Origin of the sequence: uncultured Demequina sp. (assembly GCF_913055775.1) — a bacterium.
GTDB lineage: Bacteria > Actinomycetota > Actinomycetes > Actinomycetales > Demequinaceae > Demequina.
The window spans coordinates 34,257-56,519 of the sequence record NZ_CAJXJX010000002.1 but is presented as its reverse complement, the minus strand read 5'-3'; the positions used below and the strand labels follow the sequence as shown (position 1 = coordinate 56,519).

At 70.7% G+C, this 22,263-nt stretch carries 24 protein-coding genes; 15 read left to right on the top strand and 9 right to left on the bottom strand.

The window, feature by feature from the left end:
* The 6 genes from glmS to rimI form a co-directional block, all read left to right on the top strand.
* The coding region (glmS, locus tag QZ483_RS00505) for a glutamine--fructose-6-phosphate transaminase (isomerizing) (RefSeq protein WP_297080944.1) at positions 1–1,304 on the top strand (1,304 nt) is incomplete at its 5' end.
* Positions 1,305–1,306: 2 nt separating this feature from the next.
* A complete protein-coding gene (locus tag QZ483_RS00500) occupies positions 1,307–1,666 on the top strand; it encodes a holo-ACP synthase (protein WP_297080940.1) in 360 nt (119 codons plus the stop codon).
* Complete coding sequence (gene alr / locus QZ483_RS00495) at positions 1,663–2,772, top strand: alanine racemase (protein ID WP_297080938.1); 1,110 nt, start codon at positions 1,663–1,665, stop codon at positions 2,770–2,772. Before QZ483_RS00500 ends, alr begins: the two co-directional genes overlap by 4 nt.
* Complete coding sequence (tsaE, locus tag QZ483_RS00490; protein WP_297080936.1) at positions 2,769–3,263, top strand: tRNA (adenosine(37)-N6)-threonylcarbamoyltransferase complex ATPase subunit type 1 TsaE; 495 nt, start codon at positions 2,769–2,771, stop codon at positions 3,261–3,263. Before alr ends, tsaE begins: the two co-directional genes overlap by 4 nt.
* A 10-nt stretch (positions 3,264–3,273) precedes the next feature.
* Positions 3,274–3,879 (top strand): tRNA (adenosine(37)-N6)-threonylcarbamoyltransferase complex dimerization subunit type 1 TsaB, encoded by a 606-nt coding sequence (gene tsaB / locus QZ483_RS00485; RefSeq protein WP_297080934.1) that lies wholly within the window; start codon positions 3,274–3,276, stop codon positions 3,877–3,879.
* Positions 3,876–4,334, top strand: a complete 459-nt coding sequence (rimI, locus tag QZ483_RS00480) for a ribosomal protein S18-alanine N-acetyltransferase (RefSeq protein ID WP_297080932.1) — start codon at positions 3,876–3,878, stop codon at positions 4,332–4,334. Before tsaB ends, rimI begins: the two co-directional genes overlap by 4 nt.
* Here the strand turns inward: rimI and QZ483_RS00475 are convergent.
* Positions 4,312–4,641 (bottom strand): DUF3817 domain-containing protein, encoded by a 330-nt coding sequence (locus tag QZ483_RS00475; protein ID WP_297080930.1) that lies wholly within the window; start codon positions 4,639–4,641, stop codon positions 4,312–4,314. The genes rimI and QZ483_RS00475 overlap by 23 nt on opposite strands.
* A gap of 26 nt (positions 4,642–4,667) precedes the next feature.
* The gene (locus tag QZ483_RS00470; RefSeq protein ID WP_297080927.1) at positions 4,668–5,270 is read right to left on the bottom strand and encodes a malonic semialdehyde reductase; all 603 of its coding nucleotides are present in this window, start codon (positions 5,268–5,270) and stop codon (positions 4,668–4,670) included.
* A 134-nt stretch (positions 5,271–5,404) separates the two neighbouring features.
* Here QZ483_RS00470 and tsaD point away from each other — a divergent pair, with 134 nt between their 5' ends.
* Entirely contained in the window at positions 5,405–6,445 is a 1,041-nt protein-coding gene (tsaD, locus tag QZ483_RS00465) for a tRNA (adenosine(37)-N6)-threonylcarbamoyltransferase complex transferase subunit TsaD (RefSeq protein ID WP_297080926.1), read from the top strand.
* Between the two features lie 5 nt (positions 6,446–6,450).
* A complete protein-coding gene (locus QZ483_RS00460) occupies positions 6,451–8,097 on the top strand; it encodes a glycoside hydrolase family 3 N-terminal domain-containing protein (protein WP_297080923.1) in 1,647 nt (548 codons plus the stop codon).
* Between the two features lie 14 nt (positions 8,098–8,111).
* On the opposite strand, the gene QZ483_RS00455 is transcribed toward QZ483_RS00460, so the two are convergent.
* Positions 8,112–9,281, bottom strand: a complete 1,170-nt coding sequence (locus QZ483_RS00455) for a THUMP-like domain-containing protein (RefSeq protein WP_297080922.1) — start codon at positions 9,279–9,281, stop codon at positions 8,112–8,114.
* A 191-nt stretch (positions 9,282–9,472) separates the two neighbouring features.
* On the opposite strand from QZ483_RS00455, the gene groES reads away from it, so the two are divergent.
* The gene (groES, locus tag QZ483_RS00450) at positions 9,473–9,766 is read left to right on the top strand and encodes a co-chaperone GroES (protein ID WP_297080951.1); all 294 of its coding nucleotides are present in this window, start codon (positions 9,473–9,475) and stop codon (positions 9,764–9,766) included.
* A gap of 90 nt (positions 9,767–9,856) precedes the next feature.
* Here groES and QZ483_RS00445 read toward each other — a convergent pair whose 3' ends face one another.
* Positions 9,857–10,147, bottom strand: a complete 291-nt coding sequence (locus QZ483_RS00445; RefSeq protein ID WP_297080919.1) for a WhiB family transcriptional regulator — start codon at positions 10,145–10,147, stop codon at positions 9,857–9,859.
* A 280-nt stretch (positions 10,148–10,427) separates the two neighbouring features.
* Here QZ483_RS00445 and guaB point away from each other — a divergent pair, with 280 nt between their 5' ends.
* Together guaB and QZ483_RS00435 are read left to right on the top strand one after the other, a co-directional pair.
* Positions 10,428–11,939 (top strand): IMP dehydrogenase, encoded by a 1,512-nt coding sequence (gene guaB / locus QZ483_RS00440; protein WP_297080917.1) that lies wholly within the window; start codon positions 10,428–10,430, stop codon positions 11,937–11,939.
* 20 nt (positions 11,940–11,959) lie between these two features.
* The gene (locus QZ483_RS00435; protein ID WP_297080915.1) at positions 11,960–12,709 is read left to right on the top strand and encodes a TSUP family transporter; all 750 of its coding nucleotides are present in this window, start codon (positions 11,960–11,962) and stop codon (positions 12,707–12,709) included.
* Positions 12,710–12,865: 156 nt separating this feature from the next.
* Here QZ483_RS00435 and QZ483_RS00430 read toward each other — a convergent pair whose 3' ends face one another.
* Both QZ483_RS00430 and QZ483_RS00425 read right to left on the bottom strand, forming a co-directional pair.
* Complete coding sequence (locus QZ483_RS00430; RefSeq protein WP_297080914.1) at positions 12,866–14,161, bottom strand: Glu/Leu/Phe/Val dehydrogenase; 1,296 nt, start codon at positions 14,159–14,161, stop codon at positions 12,866–12,868.
* Between the two features lie 77 nt (positions 14,162–14,238).
* On the bottom strand, positions 14,239–14,985 hold the full coding sequence (locus QZ483_RS00425; protein ID WP_297080912.1) for an exonuclease domain-containing protein: 747 nt from the start codon (positions 14,983–14,985) through the stop codon (positions 14,239–14,241).
* A 51-nt stretch (positions 14,986–15,036) separates the two neighbouring features.
* Between QZ483_RS00425 and QZ483_RS00420 the strand changes: the two genes are divergently transcribed.
* A complete protein-coding gene (locus QZ483_RS00420; RefSeq protein ID WP_297080910.1) occupies positions 15,037–16,161 on the top strand; it encodes a GuaB3 family IMP dehydrogenase-related protein in 1,125 nt (374 codons plus the stop codon).
* Between the two features lie 6 nt (positions 16,162–16,167).
* Here the strand turns inward: QZ483_RS00420 and QZ483_RS00415 are convergent, their stop codons facing one another.
* The gene (locus QZ483_RS00415; RefSeq protein WP_297080908.1) at positions 16,168–17,754 is read right to left on the bottom strand and encodes an FAD-dependent oxidoreductase; all 1,587 of its coding nucleotides are present in this window, start codon (positions 17,752–17,754) and stop codon (positions 16,168–16,170) included.
* Between the two features lie 67 nt (positions 17,755–17,821).
* Between QZ483_RS00415 and QZ483_RS00410 the strand changes: the two genes are divergently transcribed.
* From QZ483_RS00410 to QZ483_RS00400, 3 genes are all read left to right on the top strand, one after another.
* A complete protein-coding gene (locus QZ483_RS00410; protein ID WP_297080906.1) occupies positions 17,822–18,373 on the top strand; it encodes a helix-turn-helix domain-containing protein in 552 nt (183 codons plus the stop codon).
* Between the two features lie 94 nt (positions 18,374–18,467).
* The gene (locus QZ483_RS00405; RefSeq protein ID WP_297080904.1) at positions 18,468–18,758 is read left to right on the top strand and encodes a hypothetical protein; all 291 of its coding nucleotides are present in this window, start codon (positions 18,468–18,470) and stop codon (positions 18,756–18,758) included.
* A 150-nt stretch (positions 18,759–18,908) separates the two neighbouring features.
* Positions 18,909–19,070 carry a hypothetical protein gene (locus tag QZ483_RS00400; RefSeq protein WP_297080903.1) on the top strand — a complete coding sequence of 54 codons (162 nt, stop codon included), beginning with the start codon at positions 18,909–18,911 and terminating at the stop codon, positions 19,068–19,070.
* Between the two features lie 95 nt (positions 19,071–19,165).
* Here the strand turns inward: QZ483_RS00400 and QZ483_RS00395 are convergent, their stop codons facing one another.
* Both QZ483_RS00395 and QZ483_RS00390 read right to left on the bottom strand, forming a co-directional pair.
* Complete coding sequence (locus QZ483_RS00395) at positions 19,166–21,622, bottom strand: phosphoketolase (RefSeq protein ID WP_297080901.1); 2,457 nt, start codon at positions 21,620–21,622, stop codon at positions 19,166–19,168.
* Positions 21,623–21,692: 70 nt separating this feature from the next.
* Complete coding sequence (locus QZ483_RS00390; RefSeq protein ID WP_297080900.1) at positions 21,693–22,217, bottom strand: hypothetical protein; 525 nt, start codon at positions 22,215–22,217, stop codon at positions 21,693–21,695.
* Positions 22,218–22,263: the final 46 nt, after the last annotated feature.

Here is a 22,263-nt window from a genome sequence, read left to right as displayed (position 1 = left end):
TGGTGGGGCTGGGCGAGGGCGAGAACTTCCTGGGGTCGGACGTGGTCGCGTTCATCGAGCACACCCGCACCGCGCTCGAGCTGGGGCAGGACGAGGTCGTCGAGATCACCCCCGATTCCGTCGTCGTCACCGACGCCAAGGGCGCCGTGGTGGATCGCGAGCCCTACTCGATCGACTGGGACGCGGCCGCCGCCGAGAAGGGCGGCTTCGCGACGTTCATGGACAAGGAGATCCACGACCAGCCCACGGCGGTCGCGGACACGCTGCGGGGACGCCTCGACAGCCAGGGCCGCCTCAAGCTCGACGAGGGCGTGGTCGACGAGTACGTGCTCAAGTCGATCGACAAGATCATCATCGTCGCGTGCGGCACCGCCTCGTACGCCGGCCTGGCCGCGCGCTACGCGATCGAGCATTGGACGCGCATCCCGGTCGAGGTGGAGCTCGCGCACGAGTTCCGCTACCGCGACCCCATCGTCTCCGTGAAGACCCTGGTCGTGGCCATCAGCCAGTCGGGCGAGACCATGGACACGATCATGGCGGTGCGCCACGCCCAGAGCCAGGGCGCGACGGTGATCGGGATCGTCAACGCTCAGGGCTCGACGATCGCACGCGAGGCGGACGCAGTGCTGTACACGCGTGCCGGGCCGGAGATCGCGGTGGCCTCGACCAAGGCCTTCGTGTCGCAGATCACGGCCGGCTACCTGCTCGGCATCTACCTCGCGGAGCTGCGCGGCAACAAGTTCCCGGACGAGATCGACGCGCTGCTGCGCGAGCTCGACGCGATCCCCGCCAAGGTGCAGCGGGTCCTCGACACGTCGGCGCCCATCCGGGAGATCGCCGCGTCGATGGCCAACGAGCGCACCGTGCTCTTCCTGGGCCGTCACGTGGGCTTCCCGATCGCGCTCGAGGGTGCGCTGAAGCTCAAGGAGCTCGCCTACATCCACGCCGAGGGCTTCGCCGCAGGCGAGCTCAAGCATGGCCCCATCGCTCTGATCGAGCAGGATCAGCCCGTGGTGGTGATCGTGCCGAGCCCGCGTGGGCGCGAGTCGCTGCACTCCAAGGTGCTGTCGAACGTGCAGGAGGTGAGGGCCCGCGGAGCGCGGACGCTGGTGGTCGCCGAGGAGGGCGACACCGTGGCGGCCACGCACGCGGACGAGATCTTCTACGTGCCGTCGGCGCCGGTGCTGATGACGCCGCTGCTCACCGTGGTCCCGCTGCAGATCTTCGCGCTCGAGCTCGCTGCGGCCAAGGGATACGACGTGGACCAGCCGCGCAACCTCGCCAAGTCGGTGACGGTCGAGTAGCCATGCCGGTTGTGAGCGTAGGAATCGACGTGGTCGCGCTGGAACGCTTCGACGAGGCGGTGAGCCATTCCAGCACCTTCCTTGAGCGCGTGTTCACGCCGCGCGAGCGCGAGCTGGCGCCGCACAGCCTCGCGGCCCGATGGGCCGCGAAGGAGGCGATCGCCAAGGCGCTGGGAGCGCCAGGGGGCATGCGGTGGCACGACTGCGAGATCCTCCGCGAGGACGGCGGACGGCCGCAGCTCACCGTGCGGGGCACCGTCGCGGCACGGGCCGCCGAGCTGGGCATCGACCGCTTCCATCTGTCGCTGTCGCACGACGCCGGCATCGCCTCGGCCGTCGTCGTGGCGGAGTCCGACGCATGAGTGCGCTGGAGGTGACCGTCGACTACGGCGCGATCACCCACAACGTCGAGGTGCTGCGGCGGCACGCGGGCGGCGCCGCGCTTCTCGCCGTCGTGAAGGCCGGCGCGTACGGCCACGGCCTCGTGCCTGCGGCCGCGGCAGCGCGCGCCGGCGGCGCCGCGTGGCTGGGTGTCGCTCAGCCGTACGAGGCGCTGCGCCTGCGCGAGGCGGGGGACACCGGGCGCATCCTGACGTGGCTCTACGGGCCGTCGCTTCCCGCACGGGACCTGATCGCCGCTGACGTCGACGTGTCGTGCTCCTCGATCGAGGTCCTCGACGTGATCGTGGCGGAAGCTCGAGCTGCCGGCACCGCCGCCAGGGTGCACATCTGCGTGGACACCGGTCTCAGCCGCGAGGGCGTGGCTCGCTCGGAGCTCGGAGCGCTGCTGGACCGCGCCGTCGAGGCGCAGGGCGCGGGTGCGGTGCGCGTCGTGGGCATGTGGTCGCACCTCGCGTGGGCAGATGCTCCCGGGCACCCGACCATCGATGCCCAGGCGGACGTCTTCCGGGAGGCCCTGGCCCTCGCGTCCGCGCGAGGCCTCGATCTCGAGGTCCGCCACCTCGCCAACTCGGCGTGCACGCTGACGCGGCCGGATCTCCACTTCGACCTGGTGCGCCCCGGCATCGCGATCTACGGGCTCCCGCCGGTGCCCGATCCGGCAGGGAAGCGCTTCGGCCTGCGCGCCGCCATGGCGGTCAGGTCCGAGGTCATCCTGGTCAAGGACGTGGCCGCTGGCGAGGGCGTCAGCTACGGACACGACTACGTGACCGCGATGCCGACGACTCTGGGGCTGATCAGCGCCGGCTACGCGGACGGCGTGTTCAGGGCTGCTGGCAACCGCGCCGAGGTCGAGATCCGCGGCCGTCGCCACCGGATCGCCGGGCGCGTCTGCATGGACCAGTTCGTCGTCGACCTCGGGCCGGTCACCGACGTGGTCGCCGGCGACGTCGCCACCCTGATCGGCCCTGGCGGTCCCACCGCGACCGAGTGGGCGGACGTGCTCGACACGATCGACTACGAGGTCGTGTGCAGGTTCGGCGGCCTGCGGCCGAAGGGGGCAGCATGATCGACGTGACGCTGGAGATCGCGGACGCCGAGGCCATGCGCGGGCTCGCGCACGACCGCGTCGCTCCGCTGCTGCGCGCCGGCGACCTCGTCATCCTCACGGGAGACCTGGGCGCGGGCAAGACGACGTTCACCCAGGGGCTCGGCGCGGCACTGGGCGTGCGCGGTGACGTCGCGAGCCCGACCTTCATCATCGCCCGCACGCATCCGTCGCTGGGGGACGGGCCCGACCTCGTGCACGTCGACGCGTATCGCCTGTCCTCGCTCGCGGAGCTCGACGATCTCGACCTCGACACGGCGCTCGAGGAAGCGGTCACGGTGGTCGAATGGGGCGAGGACGCCGCGGCGCTCTCTGACGACCGGCTCCACCTCACGATCACGCGCGATCGCGGGGGCGAGGTCGACATGAACGACCCGTCCGGTGGCGTGCGGGTAGTGGCGGTGACCGCGCACGGAGCGCGGTGGGACGGCATCGAGCTGCCCGCGGCCTAGGCTGGTCACCGTGATCCTCGCGCTCGACACCTCCGCGGCTGTCGCCGTCTCGCTCGTCGACGGCGAGGCCGTCGTGGCGTCGCGCTCGACCTTCGCTCCGCGGGGCCACGCCGAGCTGCTCTCGGGGCACGTCCACGACGTGCTGGCAGAGGCGGATGTCGACGGTGCGGACCTCGACTCGATCGTGGTCGGCACGGGACCCGCGCCGTTCACCGGGCTGCGCGTGGGGCTCGTGACGGCACGGACGCTCGGATTCGCGTGGGGCGTTCCGGTCAGGGGCGCGTGCTCTCTCGACGCGCTCGGCGCCGAGCACCGCGACGTCACAGTGGTCGCCGATGCGCGGCGCAAGGAGGTCTACTGGGCGCGGTACGCGGACGGGGTCCGCATCGAGGGTCCGCACGTGAGCGCGCCCACCGACGTTCCTGTCGAGGGTGCGGTCGTGGGGCGCGGGGCCGCGCTGTACCCGGAGGTCTTCGCGGGAGCGGTGGCCGCCGATCCGGACCCCGCGTGGCTCGCGCGCGTCGTCGCGGCCCAGGTCGCGACGGGTGCGTTGGACTTCCCCTTGGAGCCGCTCTACCTGCGCCGTCCGGACGTGCACGGCGTCCCCGGGGCGTGACCCCCGCATCGGCCCCCGCCGTGCGGGACCTCGAGGAGGGCGACCTCCCTCGGCTCGCGGCGCTCGAGGCCGAGATCTTCGGCCGTTCCGCGTGGTCGCGGTCGCTGATCCGCGATGAGCTGCTCTGGGGCCTGTCGCGCTGGCGCGGAATCGACGACGGCGGCGTGCTCGTGGCGTACGCCCTGTACGGATTCGAGGGCGATGCCTTCCACCTCATGAACCTGGCCGTCGCGCCCGAGGCCCGCAGCCGCGGGCTGGCGCGGGCCCTCATGGACGACCTCCTGGCCGAGGCCGCGCGCCTGGAGGCGGCCGACGTCTGGCTCGAGGTGGCGGTCACCAATGATCCCGCGATCGCCCTCTACCGTGCGTACGGCTTCGAGGACGTGCGGGTGCGACGGAAGTACTACCAGCCGGAGGGGATCGATGCCCTCGTCATGCGTCGACGGATGCCCTGAGGCTCGCGCCGAGCCGCTCGCGGCGGCGCAGCCAGCGCTCCATGGGGATGGTGGTCAGCGGCGGCACCGCAGCGATCAGCGCCACCAGCGTCAGGCCCAGGCCCCAGCGGAAGCGCACGGCGCACGCCAGCGCCAGCGCCCCGTAGATCAGGAACGCGATTCCGTGGAGCGGACCGAAGACGCTCACGCCCAGGTCGGTGACGTGCAGCACGTGCTCGAGGAGCATGCCGGCCAGCAGCCCCGTCCAGGTCACCGCCTCGACCACCGCGATCGCCACGAACGAGCGTCCCAGGCGCGACTCGGGCATCGGGAGCGCCTGGGGGTTGGACGGCGTCACAGCACCGTCACCGCCTGATCTGCGCTCATCCTGCCCTGGCGCTCGCCCGCGCCGTGGTCCTCGGGGTGCGGGTATCCCACGCCGAAGAGCACCTCCGATCGCCACGACGTGCCGCTCAGCAGTGCGGCGTCCATGCCCGCCTTGTCGAAGCCGCCGTAGGGGCGCACCGCCAGTCCTGCGGCGCGCAGCCCGATGATGAAGTAGCCCGCCTGCAGCATGGTGCCGGTATGCGACATGCGCTCACGCCGCACCGGGTCCTCGTCGAGACGCGCGGCGGCGGACTCGCTGCCTCCCAGGCTCGGGATCGAGTCGTGGAAGCGCTCGTCGCGGGCGGCCACCAGCAGCAGTGGAGCGCGCTCGAGCTTGGGTCGGTTGCCCGGCAGGGCGTTGTCGATGACGGCCGCGCGTGCCTCATCCGACTGCGCGATGGCCAGGCGCATCGGGACGGTGTTGTTGCCGGTGGGGCCCCATTTGACGAGCTCCCACACCTCGCGGATGGTCTCGACGTCCACCGGCTGGTCGTCGAAGTGGGTGTTCGAGCGCGCGTCGGTGAAGAGGGCGGCGCGCGCGGCAGCGTCAAGCACGAAGGAGGTGGGCATGGGTCCCATGATCCCGCACCCTCCGTCGTGAGCGAAATGGGCCCGATTCGCTCACCTAGGCGCTGAGGCGAGCGAATCGGGCCCATTTCGCTCGGGAAGGGGAGGCCGGTGGGGCGCGCGACTAGGCTGGGCGCGTGAATCCATTGGTGCTGGGGATCGAGAGCACGTGCGACGAGACCGGGGTCGCCCTGGTCGAGGGCACGGAGCTGCTCGTCGACGTGACCGCGTCCTCGATGGACCAGCACGCGCGCTTCGGGGGCATCGTGCCCGAGGTCGCCTCGCGCGCGCACCTCGAGGCGTTCCTGCCCACGCTCGAGGAGGCTCTGACGCGAGCCGGCAGGACGCTCGGCGACGTCGATGCGGTCGCCGTCGCCGCGGGTCCCGGCCTGGTGGGGTCGCTCACGGTGGGCAACGCCGCCGCCAAGGCTCTCGCGCTCGCGATCGACCGGCCGCTGTACGGCGTGAACCACGTGGTGGGCCACGCGGTGGTCGACGAGCTCGTCCACGGCGAGTTCCCCGACCGCGTGATGTCGCTGGTGGTCTCCGGCGGCCACACGTCGCTGCTCCTGATCGAGGGATCCGCGGTGCGCGTGCGCGAGCTGGGGCACACCCTGGACGATGCCGCGGGCGAGGCCTTCGACAAGGTGGGCCGGCTGCTGGGCCTGCCGTATCCGGGCGGCCCGCACATCGACCGGCTCGCGCGCGAGGGCGACCCGACCGCCATCCCGTTCCCGCGGGCGCTCACGGCTCCCAAGTTCCGCGAGAAGCACGCCTACGACTTCTCGTTCTCCGGCCTGAAGACGGCGGTCGCGCGCTGGGTGGAGGCCGAGCGGGACGCGGGCCGCGAGATCCCGCTCGCCGATGTCGCGGCCTCCTTTGCCGACGCGGTTGCGGACGTGCTGGTGATGAAGACCCTCGACGCGTGCCGGGAGCATGATGTCGAGACGCTGGTGATCGGCGGAGGATTCTCGGCGAACTCGCAGCTGCGCGAGATGGCCGCGGCGCGCGGCGAGGCTGCCGGGATCGACGTGCGCATCCCGCCCATCCGCTACTGCACGGACAATGGCGCCATGATCGCGGCGCTGGGATCGGCAGTCGCGCGGCGCGGCGACCCGGCGTCGTCGCTCGACTACGGAGTCGACTCATCGATGCCGCTCACCACCGTGGCGGTCTGACCGGGATGAATCGGGCCCTCGTGGGCGGCCTCGCTGGAGCGGCCGCAGTGGCGGCAGCCGCCGCAGTCTGGTGGTGGTGGCCGGCTTCGGAGGCTCCGGCAGCGCCGACGTCCCCCTCCGCCTCGCCCTCCGCGACGCCGTCGACCACCTCTCCTTCGCCGAGCGCGAGCGCGACCCCCAGCCCGGCGCCCGAGCCCACTCTCGCGTGGGGCCCGACCCTCGCCGAGTGGGACGCCGCGCTCGCCGATGCGCAGGCGCTGAGCGTCGAGCAGGCCGCGGGGCAGGTGCTGGTCGCGGCGGTGTCGACGACCTCGGCCGATGCGGTGGAGACCCTCGTCGGCGACCTGGGTCTCGGCGGCGTCATCGTGATGGGCGACGCGGTCACCGATGCCGATGGTGTGCGCGCCCTGACCGAGGCGGCGCAGCGGGGAGGAGCCGACCGCGACTGGGACACGATCGTGAGCGTGGACCAGGAGGGGGGCGCGGTGTCGCGGCTGCGGCCGCTCGTGCCGGGTCTGCCGTCCTTCATGGCTGCGGGCGCCGCTCAGGACAAGGACGCCGTGCGGTCGATCTACGCCCAGGCGGCGGTCGACATGAGCGAGCTCGGGTTCACGATGGACTTCGCACCGGTCGCGGATGTCACGATCGGCCTCGACGACCCGATCATTCGCGCGCGTTCAGCGGGCTCCGATCCGGACGCGGTCGCGGCCACGGTGGACGCCGCCGTCGCAGGCTTCGTCGATGCGGGCGTCACGCCGGTGATCAAGCACTTCCCCGGGCATGGGTCCGTGACCACCGACTCCCACCAGGCCCTGCCGGTCCAGAGCGCGACCGTCGCGGAGCTCGCGGCCCGGGACCTGGTTCCGTTCGCCTCCGCGATCGAGGCCGGCGCGCCGGCGATCATGATGGGCCACATTGCGGTCGCCGAGTGGGGAGTGGGCCCGGCGACGCTCGAGCCGGCGGCATACGCACACCTCCGCGAGGAGATGGGATTCGACGGCGTCATCGTGACGGATGCGCTCAACATGGGCGCGGTGCAGTCCGGTCGCGCTGCCGGATCGGCCGCCGTCGAGGCGCTGGTCGCGGGCGCGGACGTGCTGCTGATGTCGCCCGACCCGGCCGCCGCGCGCGCAGCGATCGTCGAGGCGGTCCGCGCCGGCGACGTGTCTCGCGATCGCCTCGATGAGGCCGCCGCTCGGGTGATCCTGCTGTCGCGGTGGACGGCCGGCATCGAACGGACGGCCGATGCGGGGGACACGTACGCGCGCGACCTCGCGGTGGCGGGGGCGACGGTCGCCGCGGCGGACTGTGCGGCTCCCTGGGTGGCTGACACCGTCTCGATCTCGGGCGGCTTCGCGGGTGACCGGCAGGCCCTGGCGAACGGTCTCGCCGAGCACGGCGTCGCGGTGGGCCCAGGTGGCACCTCGATCGCGATCGTGGGTGCGGACGACGGACGGGCGAGTGCGGACGTCGTGGTCGCGCTCGGGGGTCCGTGGGGCCTGAGCGGTTCGACCGCGGACGTGTACGTGGGCCTGTACGGCCGCAGCGCCGATGCGATGGCTGGGTTGGCAGACGTGCTCGTGGGTGCGGCGTCGCCGGGCGGAGACTGGCCCGTGAACGTCGACGTTCCGTTCGAGACGTGCGCGCCCTGATGGCTTCCTGACGCCTACAGAGGCTGGACGATCAGGGCCGTGCGGCGGCCTGCGATGCGCGTGAGAACGACCGTCGCACGCTCGTCGCCCCGAAGCTTGAGCTGCGGGCGCAGCTGCTCCGGAGTGACGTCCACGCCGCGCTTCTTGATGTCGACCGTGCCCACGCCGCGGGCGCGCAGCGCTCCTGCGAGCACCTTGGTCTTGAGGGGCATCGCCTCGAGCACGCGGTAGCCGCGTGCGAACGGTGTAGTCACGGGAGCAGGTGCGGCCAGGTAGGCGATCGTCGGGTCGAGGGTTCCGGCCCCCAGCCGGTTCGCGAGCTCACCCACGAGGCCCGCGCGGATCACGGCGCCGTCGGGCTCGTAGAGGTACTCGGTGAGGGCGCTCGGCTCAGCATGGTCGGTGCTGCCGGTCAGCCGTTGCGCGCCGTTGTCGCGGATGACGAGCGCCGCGTGGCCCACGGTCGTCGCGAGGGGCCCGCACCACAGGCCCGCCTCCACCACCGACCCATCGACCGAGACCCACTCGGCCTCGGCTCCATCCGGAACCGCGTCGTGCGGGATCGCGGGGCCTACCTTGACGCCCACCGCCGGCGTCCGCTCGCGGAGTGCGAGAACGGCGTCGAGGGCCGGCGAAGAGTCCCGAGGGTCGTGCCGGCGCCCGCGCGCGTTGCGGCGAGCGGGGTCGGCGAAGATGCCGCCGACCTCCATCTGCGAGACCACGTCGAGCGCATCGGCGTGCACCACGCGCGCGCCATCCCAGTGCCGCAGGTTGTGATCAGCGACGAGGGCGGTCGCCTCGTCGATCTCGAAGGCCGTCACGTCGAGCCCGAGCGCGGCGGCGGCCATCGCATCGGCCCCAATGCCGCACGTGAGGTCCGCGACCTCGTGTATCCCTGCAGCGCGGTAGCGCTGCGCGTGGCGAGCGGCGATAGGCAACCGCGTCGCCTGCTCGAGACCGTCCTGCGTGAAGAGCATCCCTGCCGCGAAGTCGCCGAACTTGACGCCCGCATCGGCCCTCAGCCGTGACTGCGTGAGAACTGCCGCGACGAGCTCGGGCGCGACGCCGCCGGCCCGCAGTTCGCGGCCGATGCTCTCGGCGCTGTCACGACTGTAGGGAGGCATGGCGTCGAGCAGTGCGAGTGCCTGCGACGAGGTCAGCAGGCGGGCGAGCGCGGCGTCCATGCGGTGATCCTTTCACGGAGCGCGAACGCGTCCCCAGTCGGTTAGCACTCGCCCGGTGCGAGTGCTAAATTGGGCAGTGCTCCACCCCGGAGCACGCGGCACCAGCCCCGCTCTCTGACCCCCGCGACGGCAGGAAGCGGAGCGAGTCGCGATCCAGTTCATACGTGGATACATGGAAGGTGAGGTCCGCAGTGTCGGTCTCTATCAAGCCTCTTGAGGACAAGGTCGTGGTGAAGCCGGCGGACGCCGAGCAGACCACCGCCTCCGGCCTCGTGATCCCGGACACCGCCAAGGAGAAGCCCCAGGAGGGCGAGGTTCTGGCAGTGGGCCCGGGTCGCTTCGACGACAACGGCAACCGCATCCCGCTCGACGTCGCGGTGGGTGACAAGGTCATCTACAGCAAGTACGGCGGCACTGAGGTCAAGTACGGCGGTCAGGACCTCCTGATCCTGTCGGCCCGCGACCTGCTGGGCGTGGTCGGCTGACGCCGTCCCACGACATCACGAAGGCCCCGGAGAACGTTCTCCGGGGCCTTCGTCGTGCGAGCCTGGATTGCGCCAGGGGACGGGCGCCCGTCAGCTCGCCTTCTTGAGGCGGCCCGCGATCGTCGCGTGGCGCTCGTCCTCGCTCATACCGCCCCACACGCCGAACGGCTCACGAGCCATCAGCGCGCGCTCTCGGCAGGTGTCGAGGACGGGGCAGCTCTCGCAGTACTTCTTCGCTGCCTCGGCGCGGCGGCGCCGCGCTGCGCCCCGCTCGCCCTCTGGATGGAAGAACAGGTCGGGGTCTGCTTCCCGACACGCTCCTTCGTATTGCCACTCCCACTGGTCCTGCGTTGGTGCCGGCAGCTTCGCAACCGTATCCATGGCACTCCCATCTCTCCTGTTGGGCCCGGGAGAGGGCTCGCCATTGAGCCGATCCCCCCAGGGTGCACTTCACCGTAAAACGGACATATCGGATAGGTCAAGACTCGATAACATCCGTCGTACAGATTGAGCACTACTTCCATTCATACCTGCCCCGAAGCACTTTGGCTAGACCCCCCGGGGGAGCATTCACCGGTCCGACATCGGGCCTTCACGAGTCGCTGACGATTCGGGTCCTCCCGCGTCCCGTCGGGCCGCCGAAGTTCCGTAGAATCGGGCCATGGCGCCCGTTGATCACGACCCCTTCGCCTTCACTGGCCTGACCTACGACGACGTCCTCCTCCTGCCCGGACAGAGCGACGTGATCCCTTCCGAGGTCGACACCTCGACGCGGCTGACCCGCGGCATCCGCATCGCCAGCCCGCTGCTGAGCGCGGCCATGGACACCGTCACCGAGGCCCCCATGGCGATCGCGATGGCGCGCCAGGGCGGCATCGGGGTGCTGCACCGCAACCTGTCGATCGAGGATCAGGCGCACCAGGTCCAGATCGTGAAGCGCTCCGAGTCGGGGATGATCTCGGACCCCGTGACCGTGGGGCCCGAGGCGACGCTCGCCGAGCTCGACGCGCTGTGCGGCAAGTACCGGGTCTCCGGGCTCCCCGTCGTGGACGAGGACCGCACCCTCCTGGGCATCATCACCAACCGCGACCTGAGGTTCGTGGACCCGGGCGCGTTCGAGACCCGCAAGGTCCGCGAGGCGATGACTCCCATGCCGCTGATCACCGGGCACGAGGGCATCTCCAACGACGACGCTGCGGAGCTGCTGGGCCGCCACAAGGTGGAGAAGCTCCCCTTGGTGGATGACGGCGGGCGCCTGACCGGACTCATCACGGTCAAGGACTTCGTCAAGACCGAGCAGTACCCGCGTGCGACCAAGGACGAGCACGGCCGCCTGCGCGTGGCCGCTGCGGTCGGGTTCTTCGGCGACGCCTGGGAGCGCGCCCTCGCGCTCGTCGACGCCGGCGTCGACGCTCTCGTGGTGGACACCGCCCACGGGCATGCGCAGGCGATGATCGACATGATCAAGCGCCTGAAGGCCGACCCGGCGACGGCGCACGTGCAGGTGATCGGCGGCAACGTGGCGACTCGCGAGGGTGCCCAGGCGCTGGTGGACGCCGGCGTGGACGCGGTCAAGGTGGGTGTGGGCCCGGGGTCCATCTGCACCACGCGCGTGGTCGCCGGCGTGGGAGTTCCACAGATCACAGCGGTGAACGAGGCGTTCAAGGCCGCAGGCCCGGCGGGCGTGCCCGTGATCGCCGACGGCGGCCTGCAGTACTCGGGAGACATCGCGAAGGCGCTGGTCGCCGGAGCCGAGTCCGTGATGCTGGGATCGCTCTTCGCGGGCTGTGCGGAGGCGCCAGGCGACCTGGTGCTCGTGGGCGGCAAGCAGTACAAGTCGTACCGCGGCATGGGGTCCATGGGCGCCATGGCCTCGCGCGGTCGCGTCTCGTATTCGAAGGACCGCTACTTCCAGTCCGATGCGCCGAGCGACGACGACATCATCCCCGAGGGCATCGAGGGACGCGTGCCCTTCAAGGGCTCGCTTCACGACGTGGCGCGCCAGCTCGTGGGCGGCCTGGGCCAGTCGATGTTCTACGTGGGTGCCCGCACCATCGACGAACTGCGTTCGAAGGGCCAGTTCGTGCGCATCACGCCGGCGGGCCTCAAGGAGTCCCACCCCCACGACATCCAGATGACGGTCGCGGCGCCCAACTACACCGGTCTCGCGTAGGCGGGCGCGCGGCTCCCGCAGTGGAGATCACCTGGCAGCTGCTCGCGGTCCTCGCGCTGGTCGCGCTTCTCGCCGGCTGCCTCGACACTCTCGCGGGGGGCGGCGGGCTGCTCACCGTTCCGGCCCTGCTTCTTGCCGGAGTCCCGCCCCTGCAGGCGCTCGGCACCAACAAGCTGCAGGCGCCCGCTGGCACCGGCATGGCCACGTATCAGGTGATCCGTCGGCACGGTGTCCGGTGGCGAGAGGTGCGATGGCCCATGCTGTGGGCGTTCCTGGGATCCGTGGCGGGCTCGATCGCCATCCTCTTCGCGTCGACCGACGCGCTCGAGGTGGTCATCTCCGTGGTCCTGGCGGTGATCGCCGCGTACTTCCTCTTCGTACCCAAGGCCCATCACCCGCCGGCATCGCCACGCATGCAGGACCGCGCCTATGAGGGCACGATCGTGCCGGCGATCGGGGCCTATGACGGGGCCTTCGGGCCCGGCACCGGGTCACTGTTCGCGCTGTCTGGCGTGGCGCTGAGGGCCCTGCCCTTGCGGCGGGCGACCGCAGTCGCCAAGACGCTGAACTTCGCGACCAATGTCGCCTCTCTCATCGTGTTCGCCTTCGCCGGGAAGATCGTGTGGGCGATCGGCGGAGTCATGATCGTGGGCCAGCTGATCGGTGCGTACGTCGGTTCGCACATCCTGCTGCGCGTCAACCCTCTGGTGCTCCGGGTGGTGATCGTGGTCGTGTCGCTGACCATGCTGTGGCGCGTGCTCGCGTCGTAGCGATCGGGTGGGCCGCCCACCACACGGCAGTGACAGATGGGTCGTGTGGGGCGCATGCGAGTCCCCACCGTTCACCTGTGCCTCATGGGCACCAGGTGTGTGGTGAGCGGCGCGCGCCGGGGCACAGGAACCGCCACAAGTGACGGATCCGAACGGTCAGGGGTAGAGCCCGCGCAGCTCGTGAGCCTCGATCACGCGCCGCACGCTGAGAGCCGTGGCCGCCTCGCGATAGGTCAGACGATGCGCGCCCGCGTACTCGACCACGTCGTGCCACGCCCGGGTCATCCTCTCCTCGAGCCGGTCCTTCACCTCGCGCTCGCTCCACTGGTAGGCCTGGTTGGCCTGCACCCACTCGAAGTAGGACACGACCACGCCGCCGGCGTTCGCGAGGATGTCCGGCACCACGAGGACGTCGCGCTCGCCCAGGATCGCGTCCGCCTCGTTGGTCGTGGGGCCGTTCGCTCCCTCGACGATGATGCTCGCCCGGACGTGGTCGGCGTTGTCCTCCGTGATCACGCCCTCGACTGCCGCCGGGACCAGGACGTCCACGTCGAGCGTGACGAGCGATGCCGGGTCGATGGGCTCGGCACCCGGGAATCCCGCGACGGAACCCGTCTCGTCCGCGTGCGCTCCCAGCCGGGTGATGTCCAGGCCGTCGCCTGCCCACACCGCGCCGTCGATGTCGCTCACGGCCTGCACCCGCACGCCCGCGTCGGCGAGGAAGCGCGCCGCCCCGCGGCCCACCTTGCCGAATCCCTGGACCGCGGCGGTGGTGTCGGACGGGTCCATGCCCCGGCTCGCCATCGCCATCAGCGCGATGTGCGCGACGCCGCGGGAGGTGGCGAGCGCCCGGCCCAGCGATCCGCCCAGCGAGATGGGCTTGCCCGTCACGACCCCCGGCACGGTGTGCCCGACCGAGGCCGAGTAGGTGTCCATGATCCAGGCCATGGTCTGCTCGTCGGTACCGATGTCGGGCGCCGGGATGTCGACCTCGGGCCCGATGATCGGCAGGATCTCCGACGTGTACCGCCGCGTGACGCGTTCGAGCTCGGACCCGCTGTGGTCGCGGGTGTCGATCGCGACGCCGCCCTTCGCGCCGCCGTAGGGCACGTCCACGAGCGCGCATTTCCACGTCATCCACATGGCGAGCGCGCGAACCTCGTCGAGGTCCACCGCGGGGAAGAATCGCAGGCCGCCCTTCGCAGGCCCGCGCGAGAAGTTGTGCTGCACCCGGAAGCCCTCGTAGACGGCCGTCGAGCCGTCGTCCCGCCGGAGGGGAACCGCGACGGCCATCTCGCGCCGCGGGATCGCCAGCATGCGATGGGTGCCGTCGTCCACGCCCAGGTGATCAACCGCGGCGGCGAGCTGGGCTCGGGCGTCCGCGAGCGGGCCGTGGTGGGCGTCGAGCTGCGTGGGGACCGGCGGCGTGGAGCCGTCGTGCGGGGCAGTCATGCGACCTCCTTGTCGACTGCCTCCACGCTAACGCCGCTGGACGGTGACCGCCCTGCTCGACGGCCCGGACACGCCGGTCAGAACAGTTGATCGGCCTCGGCTTCTTGCGTGGGCTGTTCGTGGATCACCACGGGCCACTCGGGGCTCGGCAGGTCCTCGGTGCGCCCCCGCGACTTGAGCCACGCGGCGAAGCCCACGGCCCAATCGTGGTGCGCCGCCTTCTGCTGCTCGTGCAGCTGGTCGAGATCCACCTCGCGCATCGACGGATAGGCCGCCGCGAGCGCATGCACCAGGTCGAGGGTCGCCAGGACGTCCGCGTCCGCAGCGTGGAGATCATCCGCCACGACGGGCACCGCGTAGAGCGTGCACAGGTCGAGCAGCTTGCGCTTGCCCTTGCGATAGCGATCCAGGTGCCGGTCCAGCACGTACGGGTCCACGATGGGCCGCAAGCCGTGCGGAACGCGCGACTCAAGCGACGCGAGACCGTTCCGCGCGAGCTCGGCCTCCAGGATCGACAGGTCGTACTGGACATTGAAGCCCACCACAGGAACCTCGTCCGCCAGCGCCCGAGCGAGCGCGTCCGCGATCTCCTCCAGCGCATCGGCCGGCCGTGCGCCTTCCGCGCGCGCCTGCTCCGTGGTGATGCCGTGGACCTCGGTCGCCCGTGCAGGGATCTCGATGCCCGGATCGATCAGCCACGTGCGTGTCGAGATCGAGTCCCCGGAGCGCGTGATGATTGCCGCCGTCACGATGCGGTCGCGCGCGGTCGAGATGCCGGTGGTCTCGGTGTCGAAGCCCACCATGGTTCCGTCTAGCCAGCTCATGGGACCACTCTTCCATGTGGGGCTGACACCGCGTGCCGATAGGGTGGAGCGGTGAGCAACGAGATCGAGATCGGCCGCGGCAAGCGCGGTCGCCGGGCCTACTCCTTCGACGACGTCGCGGTGGTGCCGTCGCGCCGCACGCGTGACCCCCAGCAGGTCAGCCTGTCGTGGCAGATCGACGCCTTCCAGTTCGACATCCCCGTCATCGCGGCGCCGATGGACTCGGTGATGAGCCCCGCCACGGCGATCGAGCTGGGGCGCCTGGGAGGCCTGGGCGTGCTCGACCTCGAGGGTCTGTGGACGCGGTACGAGGACCCCACCGCGCTGCTCAAGCAGATCGCCGGCTACGACCCCGCGGACGCAACCGCGCGCCTGCAGGAGATCTACCGCGAGCCCATCAAGGACGAGCTCATCGAGGCCCGCCTTCAGGAGATCCGCGCCGCCGGCGTGCCGGTGGCAGGCGCCCTGTCCCCGCAGCGCACCCAGGAGCACTACGCGACCGTCCTCAAGGCCGGCGTGGACCTGTTCGTCATCCGCGGCACCACGGTCAGTGCCGAGCACGTCTCGGACGCGACGGAGCCGCTGAACCTCAAGAAGTTCATCTACGACTTGGATGTGCCAGTCATCGTCGGCGGTGCCTCGACCTACCAGGCGGCGCTGCACCTCATGCGGACCGGCGCCGCGGGCGTGCTCGTGGGCTTCGGTGGCGGGTCCGCGCAGCGCACGCGCGCGACGCTCGGCATCCACGCGCCCATGGCGACTGCCGTCTCGGACGTCGCGGCGGCGCGTCGCGACTACCTCGACGAGTCCGGCGGCCGCTACGTCCACGTGATCGCTGACGGAGGGTTGGGGCGTTCCGGCGAACTGGTGAAGGCGTTCGCCTGTGGGGCCGATGCGGTGATGATCGGGGCGGCGCTGGCTCGCTCGACCGAGGCTCCCGGAGGCGGCTTCCACTGGGGGCAGGAGGCGTACCACGGCGAGCTGCCGCGCGGTGCGCGCGTCGAGGTGGGTCAGGCGGGAACGCTCGCCGAGATCCTCAACGGACCTGGCCACACCGCGGACGGCACCACGAACATGATGGGCGCGCTGCGCCGGTCGATGGCGACCACGGGCTACTCGGACCTCAAGGAGTTCCAGCGGGTCGACGTCGTCGTGTCGCCGTACCACCCCGCCTGACGGACTTCAGCGCCGGCGAAGCAGCACCACTCCATCGACCAGGTGGCCAGGCTTCCCGTCTGGGCCTACCGCGTCGCGCTCGACCTCCTCGACGCGCACCTCCTCCCACACCTCTGGATCGAGGGCGAGGGCATCGGCCTCCTCGCGCGCAGTCAGGAACGAGTGGTGGCGCACGTGCTCGGGATCCGCCCACGGCGGTGCCGCCGCGTGAGTGACGAGAAGTACGTGACCGCCAGGCGCCACCGCGGCCGATGCGCGCTGCAGGATCGCTGTCCGCGGCAGGTGGACAGGGGAATGGAGAAAAGATGCGGTGACAAGGTCATAGGTGCCGTCCGGCTCCCACTCACTGAGGTCTGCGGCGACGAACGTCGCCGACTCGGCCCCAGCCTCGACGGACGCTACCGCTGCTCGGGTGATGGCCGTCGGCGAAATGTCGACGCCCGTCGCCTCCCAGCCGAGCTGCGCGAGGTGCACCACGTCCGCCCCTTCGCCGCATCCCAAGTCCAGGGCGCGGCCGGGCGTGAAGCGTGCGACCGCATCGGCCACCGTGGCGTTGACCTTTCCCGACCATGCGGGGCCCGCGGAGCCATAGCGGTCCTCCCAGAAGTCCGCGGGAGCCTGATCGTGCCACGTTCCTCTCGCGGCCACCGCGCGGTCGACGTCCTCGCCCACGAGGAAGCCGTTCATGTGCGCTCCCGCCCACGTGCCCGCGCTCGCGGACATGGGGACGTTGGCCATGGGCTGGATGACGTTGCCTGCGGCCCAGATGCGCGGGTGGCTGGTCTTGCCCATCTCGTCGACCGCGATCACGGAAGCGCCCGCGACCTCGGTGCGGTCGAGGCCCAGGTTCGCGAGCGCGTCGTCGTGGGGGATGGGCGCGCCGCCCGCGAACAGTGCGTCGATCGCGTGGGTGGTGCCGTCCGCGGTGACGACCTCGGTGATGGCGTCGCCGGGCCCGCGGATCTCGGTGATCGCGCCGTCGGAGACCGTGATGCCACGGGCGATCATTCGCGCGCGCTCGGCTTCCTCCAGCAGTCCGTCGCGTTGGAGGAAGACCGTGAGGTGCTTCGCGAGCTGGCGGACCATGAAGCCCAGGTGCACCTGCGGCGGCGCGGTCGCCAGCACACCGATGCGCTGGTCGCGCACCTCCCAGCCGTGGCAGTAGGGGCAGTGGATGACGCTGCGGCCCCAGCGCTCGGCGAGTCCCGGGATCTCGGGCAACTGATCGGTGATACCTGTCGCGAGAAGGAGAGTGCGCGCGTGCGCCGTGCCCTCGTCGGTGGTGATGGCCACGGTCTCTTCGCGGTCTGCGACCTCCGTGACGGTGCCGGACCTGACCTCGACGCCGTAGCGCTCCAGTTCCCGGCGGCCGTCCGCGAGCAGATCCGCGGGGTTGCGACCGTCGTGCCCCAGGATGCCGTGCATGTGGTCCGTGAAGCGGTTGCGGGGCTGGCCGCCATCGATCACCAGAGTGCGCCGGCGGGAGCGGCCCAGCATCTGGGCTGCGGAGAGGCCGGCGGCGCCGCCGCCGATGATGACGGCGTCCCAGAGTTCGGTCGTCGCATCGGCGCTGGAGTGGGTGTCGTGTGTCATGGAGCGAGCATGCGCCGGGCTCGCTCGCCGGTGCAAGCCTGCTTGCCAAATATGCAAGACTGGTCGAGTGGACGAACTCTCGCAGGTGGGTCCGAGGCTGCGGGCGGCGCGGCAGGCGCGCGGATGGACCCTCGACGATCTCGCGGCTCGCGCGTCAGTCTCCGCGAGCACTCTGTCGCGGCTCGAGTCGGGCAAGCGGCAGGTGACGCTCGAACTGCTGCTGCCGCTCACGCGCCAGCTGGGGATTCGGGTCGATGACCTCCTGCCGCCCGCCGACCGCGACCCGCGGGTGCGCCGCGCGCCCTTGAAGCGGGGTGGGCTCGTGATGGTCCCCCTTGCGCCCGAATCCTCCACCCTTCGCGCGTATCGGATCACCTATCCTCCCGTTGCCAAACCGCCGGCGCCGCGCGTTCACGACGGCCACGAGTGGCTCTACGTGCTCTCGGGCCAACTGCGACTGCTCCTCGGTGACCAGGAGCTCGTGCTGTCGCCCGGCGAGGCCGCTGAGTTCGACACTCGAGTGCCGCACGCGATGTGCGCTGCGGGGGTCGAACCTGCTGAGGTGCTCAGCATCTTCAATGAGGCCGGCGAGCGGCTGCACACCTACTCGAGTGAGTAAACGGTCCGCGGCGAGCACGCGAGCCACAGTTCGCATGGCGCGAGACCCCGCGGTGTGATGGAGTGAGAGGACGGAACACACACGGGGAGGCGCCATGACTGAGCACGCAGTGCACACGGACCACAGCCACGCGCACGGCGCGGACTGCGGTCACGCGGCCGTCGAGCACGACGGCCACACGGACTACGTCCACGACGGACACGTCCACCACCCCCACGGCGACCATGTCGACGAGCACGAGGGCGTTCACGCGACCGCGGAGGAGCACGCGCACGGCCACGGCGACGACTGCGGTCACGAAGCCGTCGAGCACGGTGACCACGTGGACTACGTGCATGACGGCCACAAGCACGCGGCGCATGGAGATCACTACGACGAGCACTGAGGTCTAGCGAGCACATCGCAGGGGGCGCCCGGCAGTTGCCGGGCGCCCTTGGTGCGTCTGGGGCCACGCGCACCGATGCAGGTGGCGCGTCACCTTGCGCGCAAACGATAACGGTTAGCGTTTCTGACAAGATCTCGTTACCGTGGACGCATGGCAGCGAAGAAGAAGAAGTTCGGCAACCCCGCCCGGCAGGCCCAGGTGGCGGAGGCGGACCAGAAGCGCGCGCTCGCTGTGCAGGCCACCGCGGTCGCGGCGGCCCAGGCACGTAAGGACGAGGGCTGCTCCTGCTGCGACTGCGGCTCCACCTGCTGACGACGGACCTCAAGTCGGCGGCAGCGTCCTGCCCGAAGTGAAACGAGGGCCGATGCGCGGGGCGCCCCGCGCATCGGCCCTCCCTTCACGTAGCGCTACTCGTTGTCGCCGCCCGTGGCGAGCGCTCCCTGGGCCTTCTCGTAGGCGCCGCCCTGCGCATCGGGCCACACCCAATTCGCGACCGCGGGGATGTCCGCACCGTGCTCACGCGCATACCTGCGAGCGGCGAACCGCCGGTCCGACAGCTCCTGGCGCAGCGACGCGGCGCGGGTGCCCAGGTGCGGCACCCGGTCGATGACGTCCATGACCAGGTGGTAGCGATCGATGTCGTTGACCATCGCCATGTCGAAGGGCGTCGTGGTGGTGCCCTCCTCCTTGTAGCCGCGCACGTGCCAGTTGCTGTGTCCCGTGCGGCGGTAGGTGAGGCGGTGGATCAGCCACGGGTAGCCGTGGTAGTTGAAGATCACCGGCTTGTCCGTGGTGAACAGCTGGTCGAACGCGCGGTCCGTGAGCCCGTGGGGGTGCTCCTCCTCGGGCTGCAGGCGCATGAGGTCGACTACGTTGATCATCCGGACCTTGAGGTCCGGCAGCTCCTGGCGCAGGATGTCGACGGCGGCGAGCACCTCGATCGTGGGCACGTCGCCCGCGGCGGCGAGGACCACGTCGGGCTCCTCGCCCAGCGGCACATTCGACGCGAAGTCCCAGATGCCCAGCCCGCGCGTGCAGTGGTCAATGGCCTGGTCCATGGTCAGCCACTGCGCTTGCGGCTGCTTGCCGGCGACCACGACGTTGACGTAGTCGCGCGAGCGCAGGCAGTGGTCGTACGTCGACAGCAGGGTGTTGGCGTCCGCAGGCAGGTAGACCCGCACCACCTCGGCCTTCTTGTTGACCACGTGGTCGATGAAGCCGGGGTCCTGGTGCGAGAAGCCGTTGTGGTCCTGGCGCCACACGTGGCTCGACAGCAGGTAGTTCAGCGAGCCGATGGGCCGGCGCCACGGGAGCTCGCGCGACACCTTGAGCCACTTGGCGTGCTGGTTGAACATCGAGTCGACGATGTGGATGAACGCCTCGTAGGACGTGAAGAGGCCGTGGCGGCCGGTGAGCAGATAGCCCTCGAGCCAGCCCTGGCACTGGTGCTCGGAGAGCATCTCGACCACGCGTCCGGAGGCGGCGGTGTGGGCGTCGTCGTCCTCGCGCTTGCCCTGCCACACCTTGTCGGTGACCTCGAGCACGTCCTGGAGCCGGTTGGAGGCCAGCTCGTCGGGGGCGAAGATCCGGAAGTTGTCCGGGTTGTTCTTCATGACCGCCCTGAGGAAGGTGCCTAGCTGCTTGGTGGCCTGCGCGGGCCCCGCCCCCGGGTGCGGGACGTCGACGGCAAAGTCGCGGAAGTCGGGCATGCGCAGGTCCTTGAGGACCAGGCCGCCGTTCGCCTCGGGACGGGCGGACATGCGCAGCTCGCCGGCCGGGGCGATCTCGCTCGCCGAGGGGAGCGGGGCGCCAGCATCGTCGAACAGTTCGTCCGGGCCGTAGGACTGCAGCCAGTTCTCGAGGGTGCGCAGGTGCTCGTCGGTGTCGCGCGCGTTGGACAGCGGCACCTGGTGCGAGCGCCAGGAGCCCTCGGTCTGCTTGCCGTCGATGTGGTCGGGGCAGGTCCAGCCCTTGGGAGTCCGGAACACGATCATGGGCCACATGGGGCGGTCCATGTCCGGGTTCTCGCGGGCCTCGGCCTTGATCGCGGCGATCTCGTCCATGACGTCGTCCAGCAGGGACGCGAAGCGCGCGTGGATCGAGTCGTGGTCCTCGTCGTCGAAGCCGGCGACGAACACGTGGGGCTTATGGCCGTACCCGCGCATGAGCGCGTCGAGCTCGTCCTCACCGATGCGCGCCAGCACCGTGGGGTTGGCGATCTTGTAGCCGTTGAGGTGGAGGATGGGCAGCACCACGCCGTCGGTGGCGGGGTTGATGAACTTGTTCGAGTGCCAGCTGGTGGCCAGGGGGCCGGTCTCGGCCTCACCATCGCCCACGATCGCGGCGACCAGCAGGTCGGGGTTGTCGAACGCGGCGCCGTAGGCGTGGCTCAGGGCGTAGCCGAGCTCGCCGCCCTCGTGGATCGACCCCGGGGTCTCGGGCGCGACGTGCGAGGGAATGCCGCCAGGGAACGAGAACTGCTTGAACAGTCGCTTCACGCCGGCATCGTCGTACGAGATGTCCGGGTAGGTATCCGTGTAGGTGCCGTCGAGGAAGCTCGAGGCCACCAGTCCGGGACCGCCGTGGCCCGGGCCGATGATGTACATGGTCTCCTGCTGGCGCGCGCGGATCATGCGGTTGAGGTGCGCGTAGAGGAAGTTCAGCCCAGGTGTGGTGCCCCAGTGGCCCACGAGGCGGGGCTTGACGTGGTCCCGGTGCAGGGGTTCGCGCAGAAGCGGGTTGTCGAGCAGGTAGATCTGCCCCACGCTCAGGTAGTTCGTCGCGCGCCAGTAGCGATCGATCGCACCGATCTCCGCGTCGCTTGCCGCATCGCTCGTGCGTGACTGCCAGGCAGTATCCGTCATCGTGACCTCCGTGTCCGTGCTGGTCCTCCCAGCATTCCACCGGCGTGGTGATGATGCGCGGGCAAAGGTCCTAGGTCGCCGGTTGTTCACCCTGCGTGGGGATCCCCGCCTCGCTGTACGCCACCGTGACGAGTGACGGCGCGAACGTCCCGCGGGCTATGGCGCGAGGTGCGAAGGTGCCGCCGCGGGTGGTCGCGGGACGCTCCAGTTGGCCGATGCGGTGGTCGAGCAGGGAGGTCCACGCGGCGGCTCGGGAGGTGGAGCGGGGCGGCAGGAAGGTGAGGATGAGGGTTTCTACCAGCACGAGGGCGCCCGCGGTCACGGAACCCCACACCGGCCCCGCCTCGACCCCGAAGCCCAGCGCGACCACCGCAACGGCACCCACGGCAGCGAGCGCGAGCGCTCCCGTGAGCAGCGGAGAGCTCGCGTGACCCGCGACCGCGGCCCGCAACGTCACCAGCGCCTGGGCGTCGTCGCATGCCAGCACCGCCCGCGCATCGGCCCTCGTGACGGCACGGGTACGCGAGCCTGCTCCGAGCGCTGGCCCGATGCCGAGCGCGGTCCAGAGGTGGTCGAGGTCCGTGTCCTTCGCCATGCGGCCATCATTCGCCGCTCCGCCGGGGTGCGCAAGGGTGGGTGGT

Bases quoted from the DNA above. Each gene is read 5' to 3' on its own strand.
- QZ483_RS00500 (WP_297080940.1), top strand. From the start codon at position 1,307: ATGCCGGTTGTGAGCGTAGGAATCGACGTGGTCGCGCTGGAACGCTTC.
- alr (WP_297080938.1), top strand. From the start codon at position 1,663: ATGAGTGCGCTGGAGGTGACCGTCGACTACGGCGCGATCACCCACAAC.
- tsaE (WP_297080936.1), top strand. From the start codon at position 2,769: ATGATCGACGTGACGCTGGAGATCGCGGACGCCGAGGCCATGCGCGGG.
- QZ483_RS00475 (WP_297080930.1), bottom strand. From the start codon at position 4,641: ATGCCCGAGTCGCGCCTGGGACGCTCGTTCGTGGCGATCGCGGTGGTC.
- QZ483_RS00470 (WP_297080927.1), bottom strand. From the start codon at position 5,270: ATGCCCACCTCCTTCGTGCTTGACGCTGCCGCGCGCGCCGCCCTCTTC.
- QZ483_RS00460 (WP_297080923.1), top strand. From the start codon at position 6,451: ATGAATCGGGCCCTCGTGGGCGGCCTCGCTGGAGCGGCCGCAGTGGCG.
- QZ483_RS00455 (WP_297080922.1), bottom strand. From the start codon at position 9,281: ATGGACGCCGCGCTCGCCCGCCTGCTGACCTCGTCGCAGGCACTCGCA.
- QZ483_RS00445 (WP_297080919.1), bottom strand. From the start codon at position 10,147: ATGGATACGGTTGCGAAGCTGCCGGCACCAACGCAGGACCAGTGGGAG.
- guaB (WP_297080917.1), top strand. From the start codon at position 10,428: ATGGCGCCCGTTGATCACGACCCCTTCGCCTTCACTGGCCTGACCTAC.
- QZ483_RS00430 (WP_297080914.1), bottom strand. From the start codon at position 14,161: ATGACTGCCCCGCACGACGGCTCCACGCCGCCGGTCCCCACGCAGCTC.
- QZ483_RS00425 (WP_297080912.1), bottom strand. From the start codon at position 14,985: ATGAGCTGGCTAGACGGAACCATGGTGGGCTTCGACACCGAGACCACC.
- QZ483_RS00415 (WP_297080908.1), bottom strand. From the start codon at position 17,754: ATGACACACGACACCCACTCCAGCGCCGATGCGACGACCGAACTCTGG.
- QZ483_RS00405 (WP_297080904.1), top strand. From the start codon at position 18,468: ATGACTGAGCACGCAGTGCACACGGACCACAGCCACGCGCACGGCGCG.
- QZ483_RS00400 (WP_297080903.1), top strand. From the start codon at position 18,909: ATGGCAGCGAAGAAGAAGAAGTTCGGCAACCCCGCCCGGCAGGCCCAG.
- QZ483_RS00395 (WP_297080901.1), bottom strand. From the start codon at position 21,622: ATGACGGATACTGCCTGGCAGTCACGCACGAGCGATGCGGCAAGCGAC.
- QZ483_RS00390 (WP_297080900.1), bottom strand. From the start codon at position 22,217: ATGGCGAAGGACACGGACCTCGACCACCTCTGGACCGCGCTCGGCATC.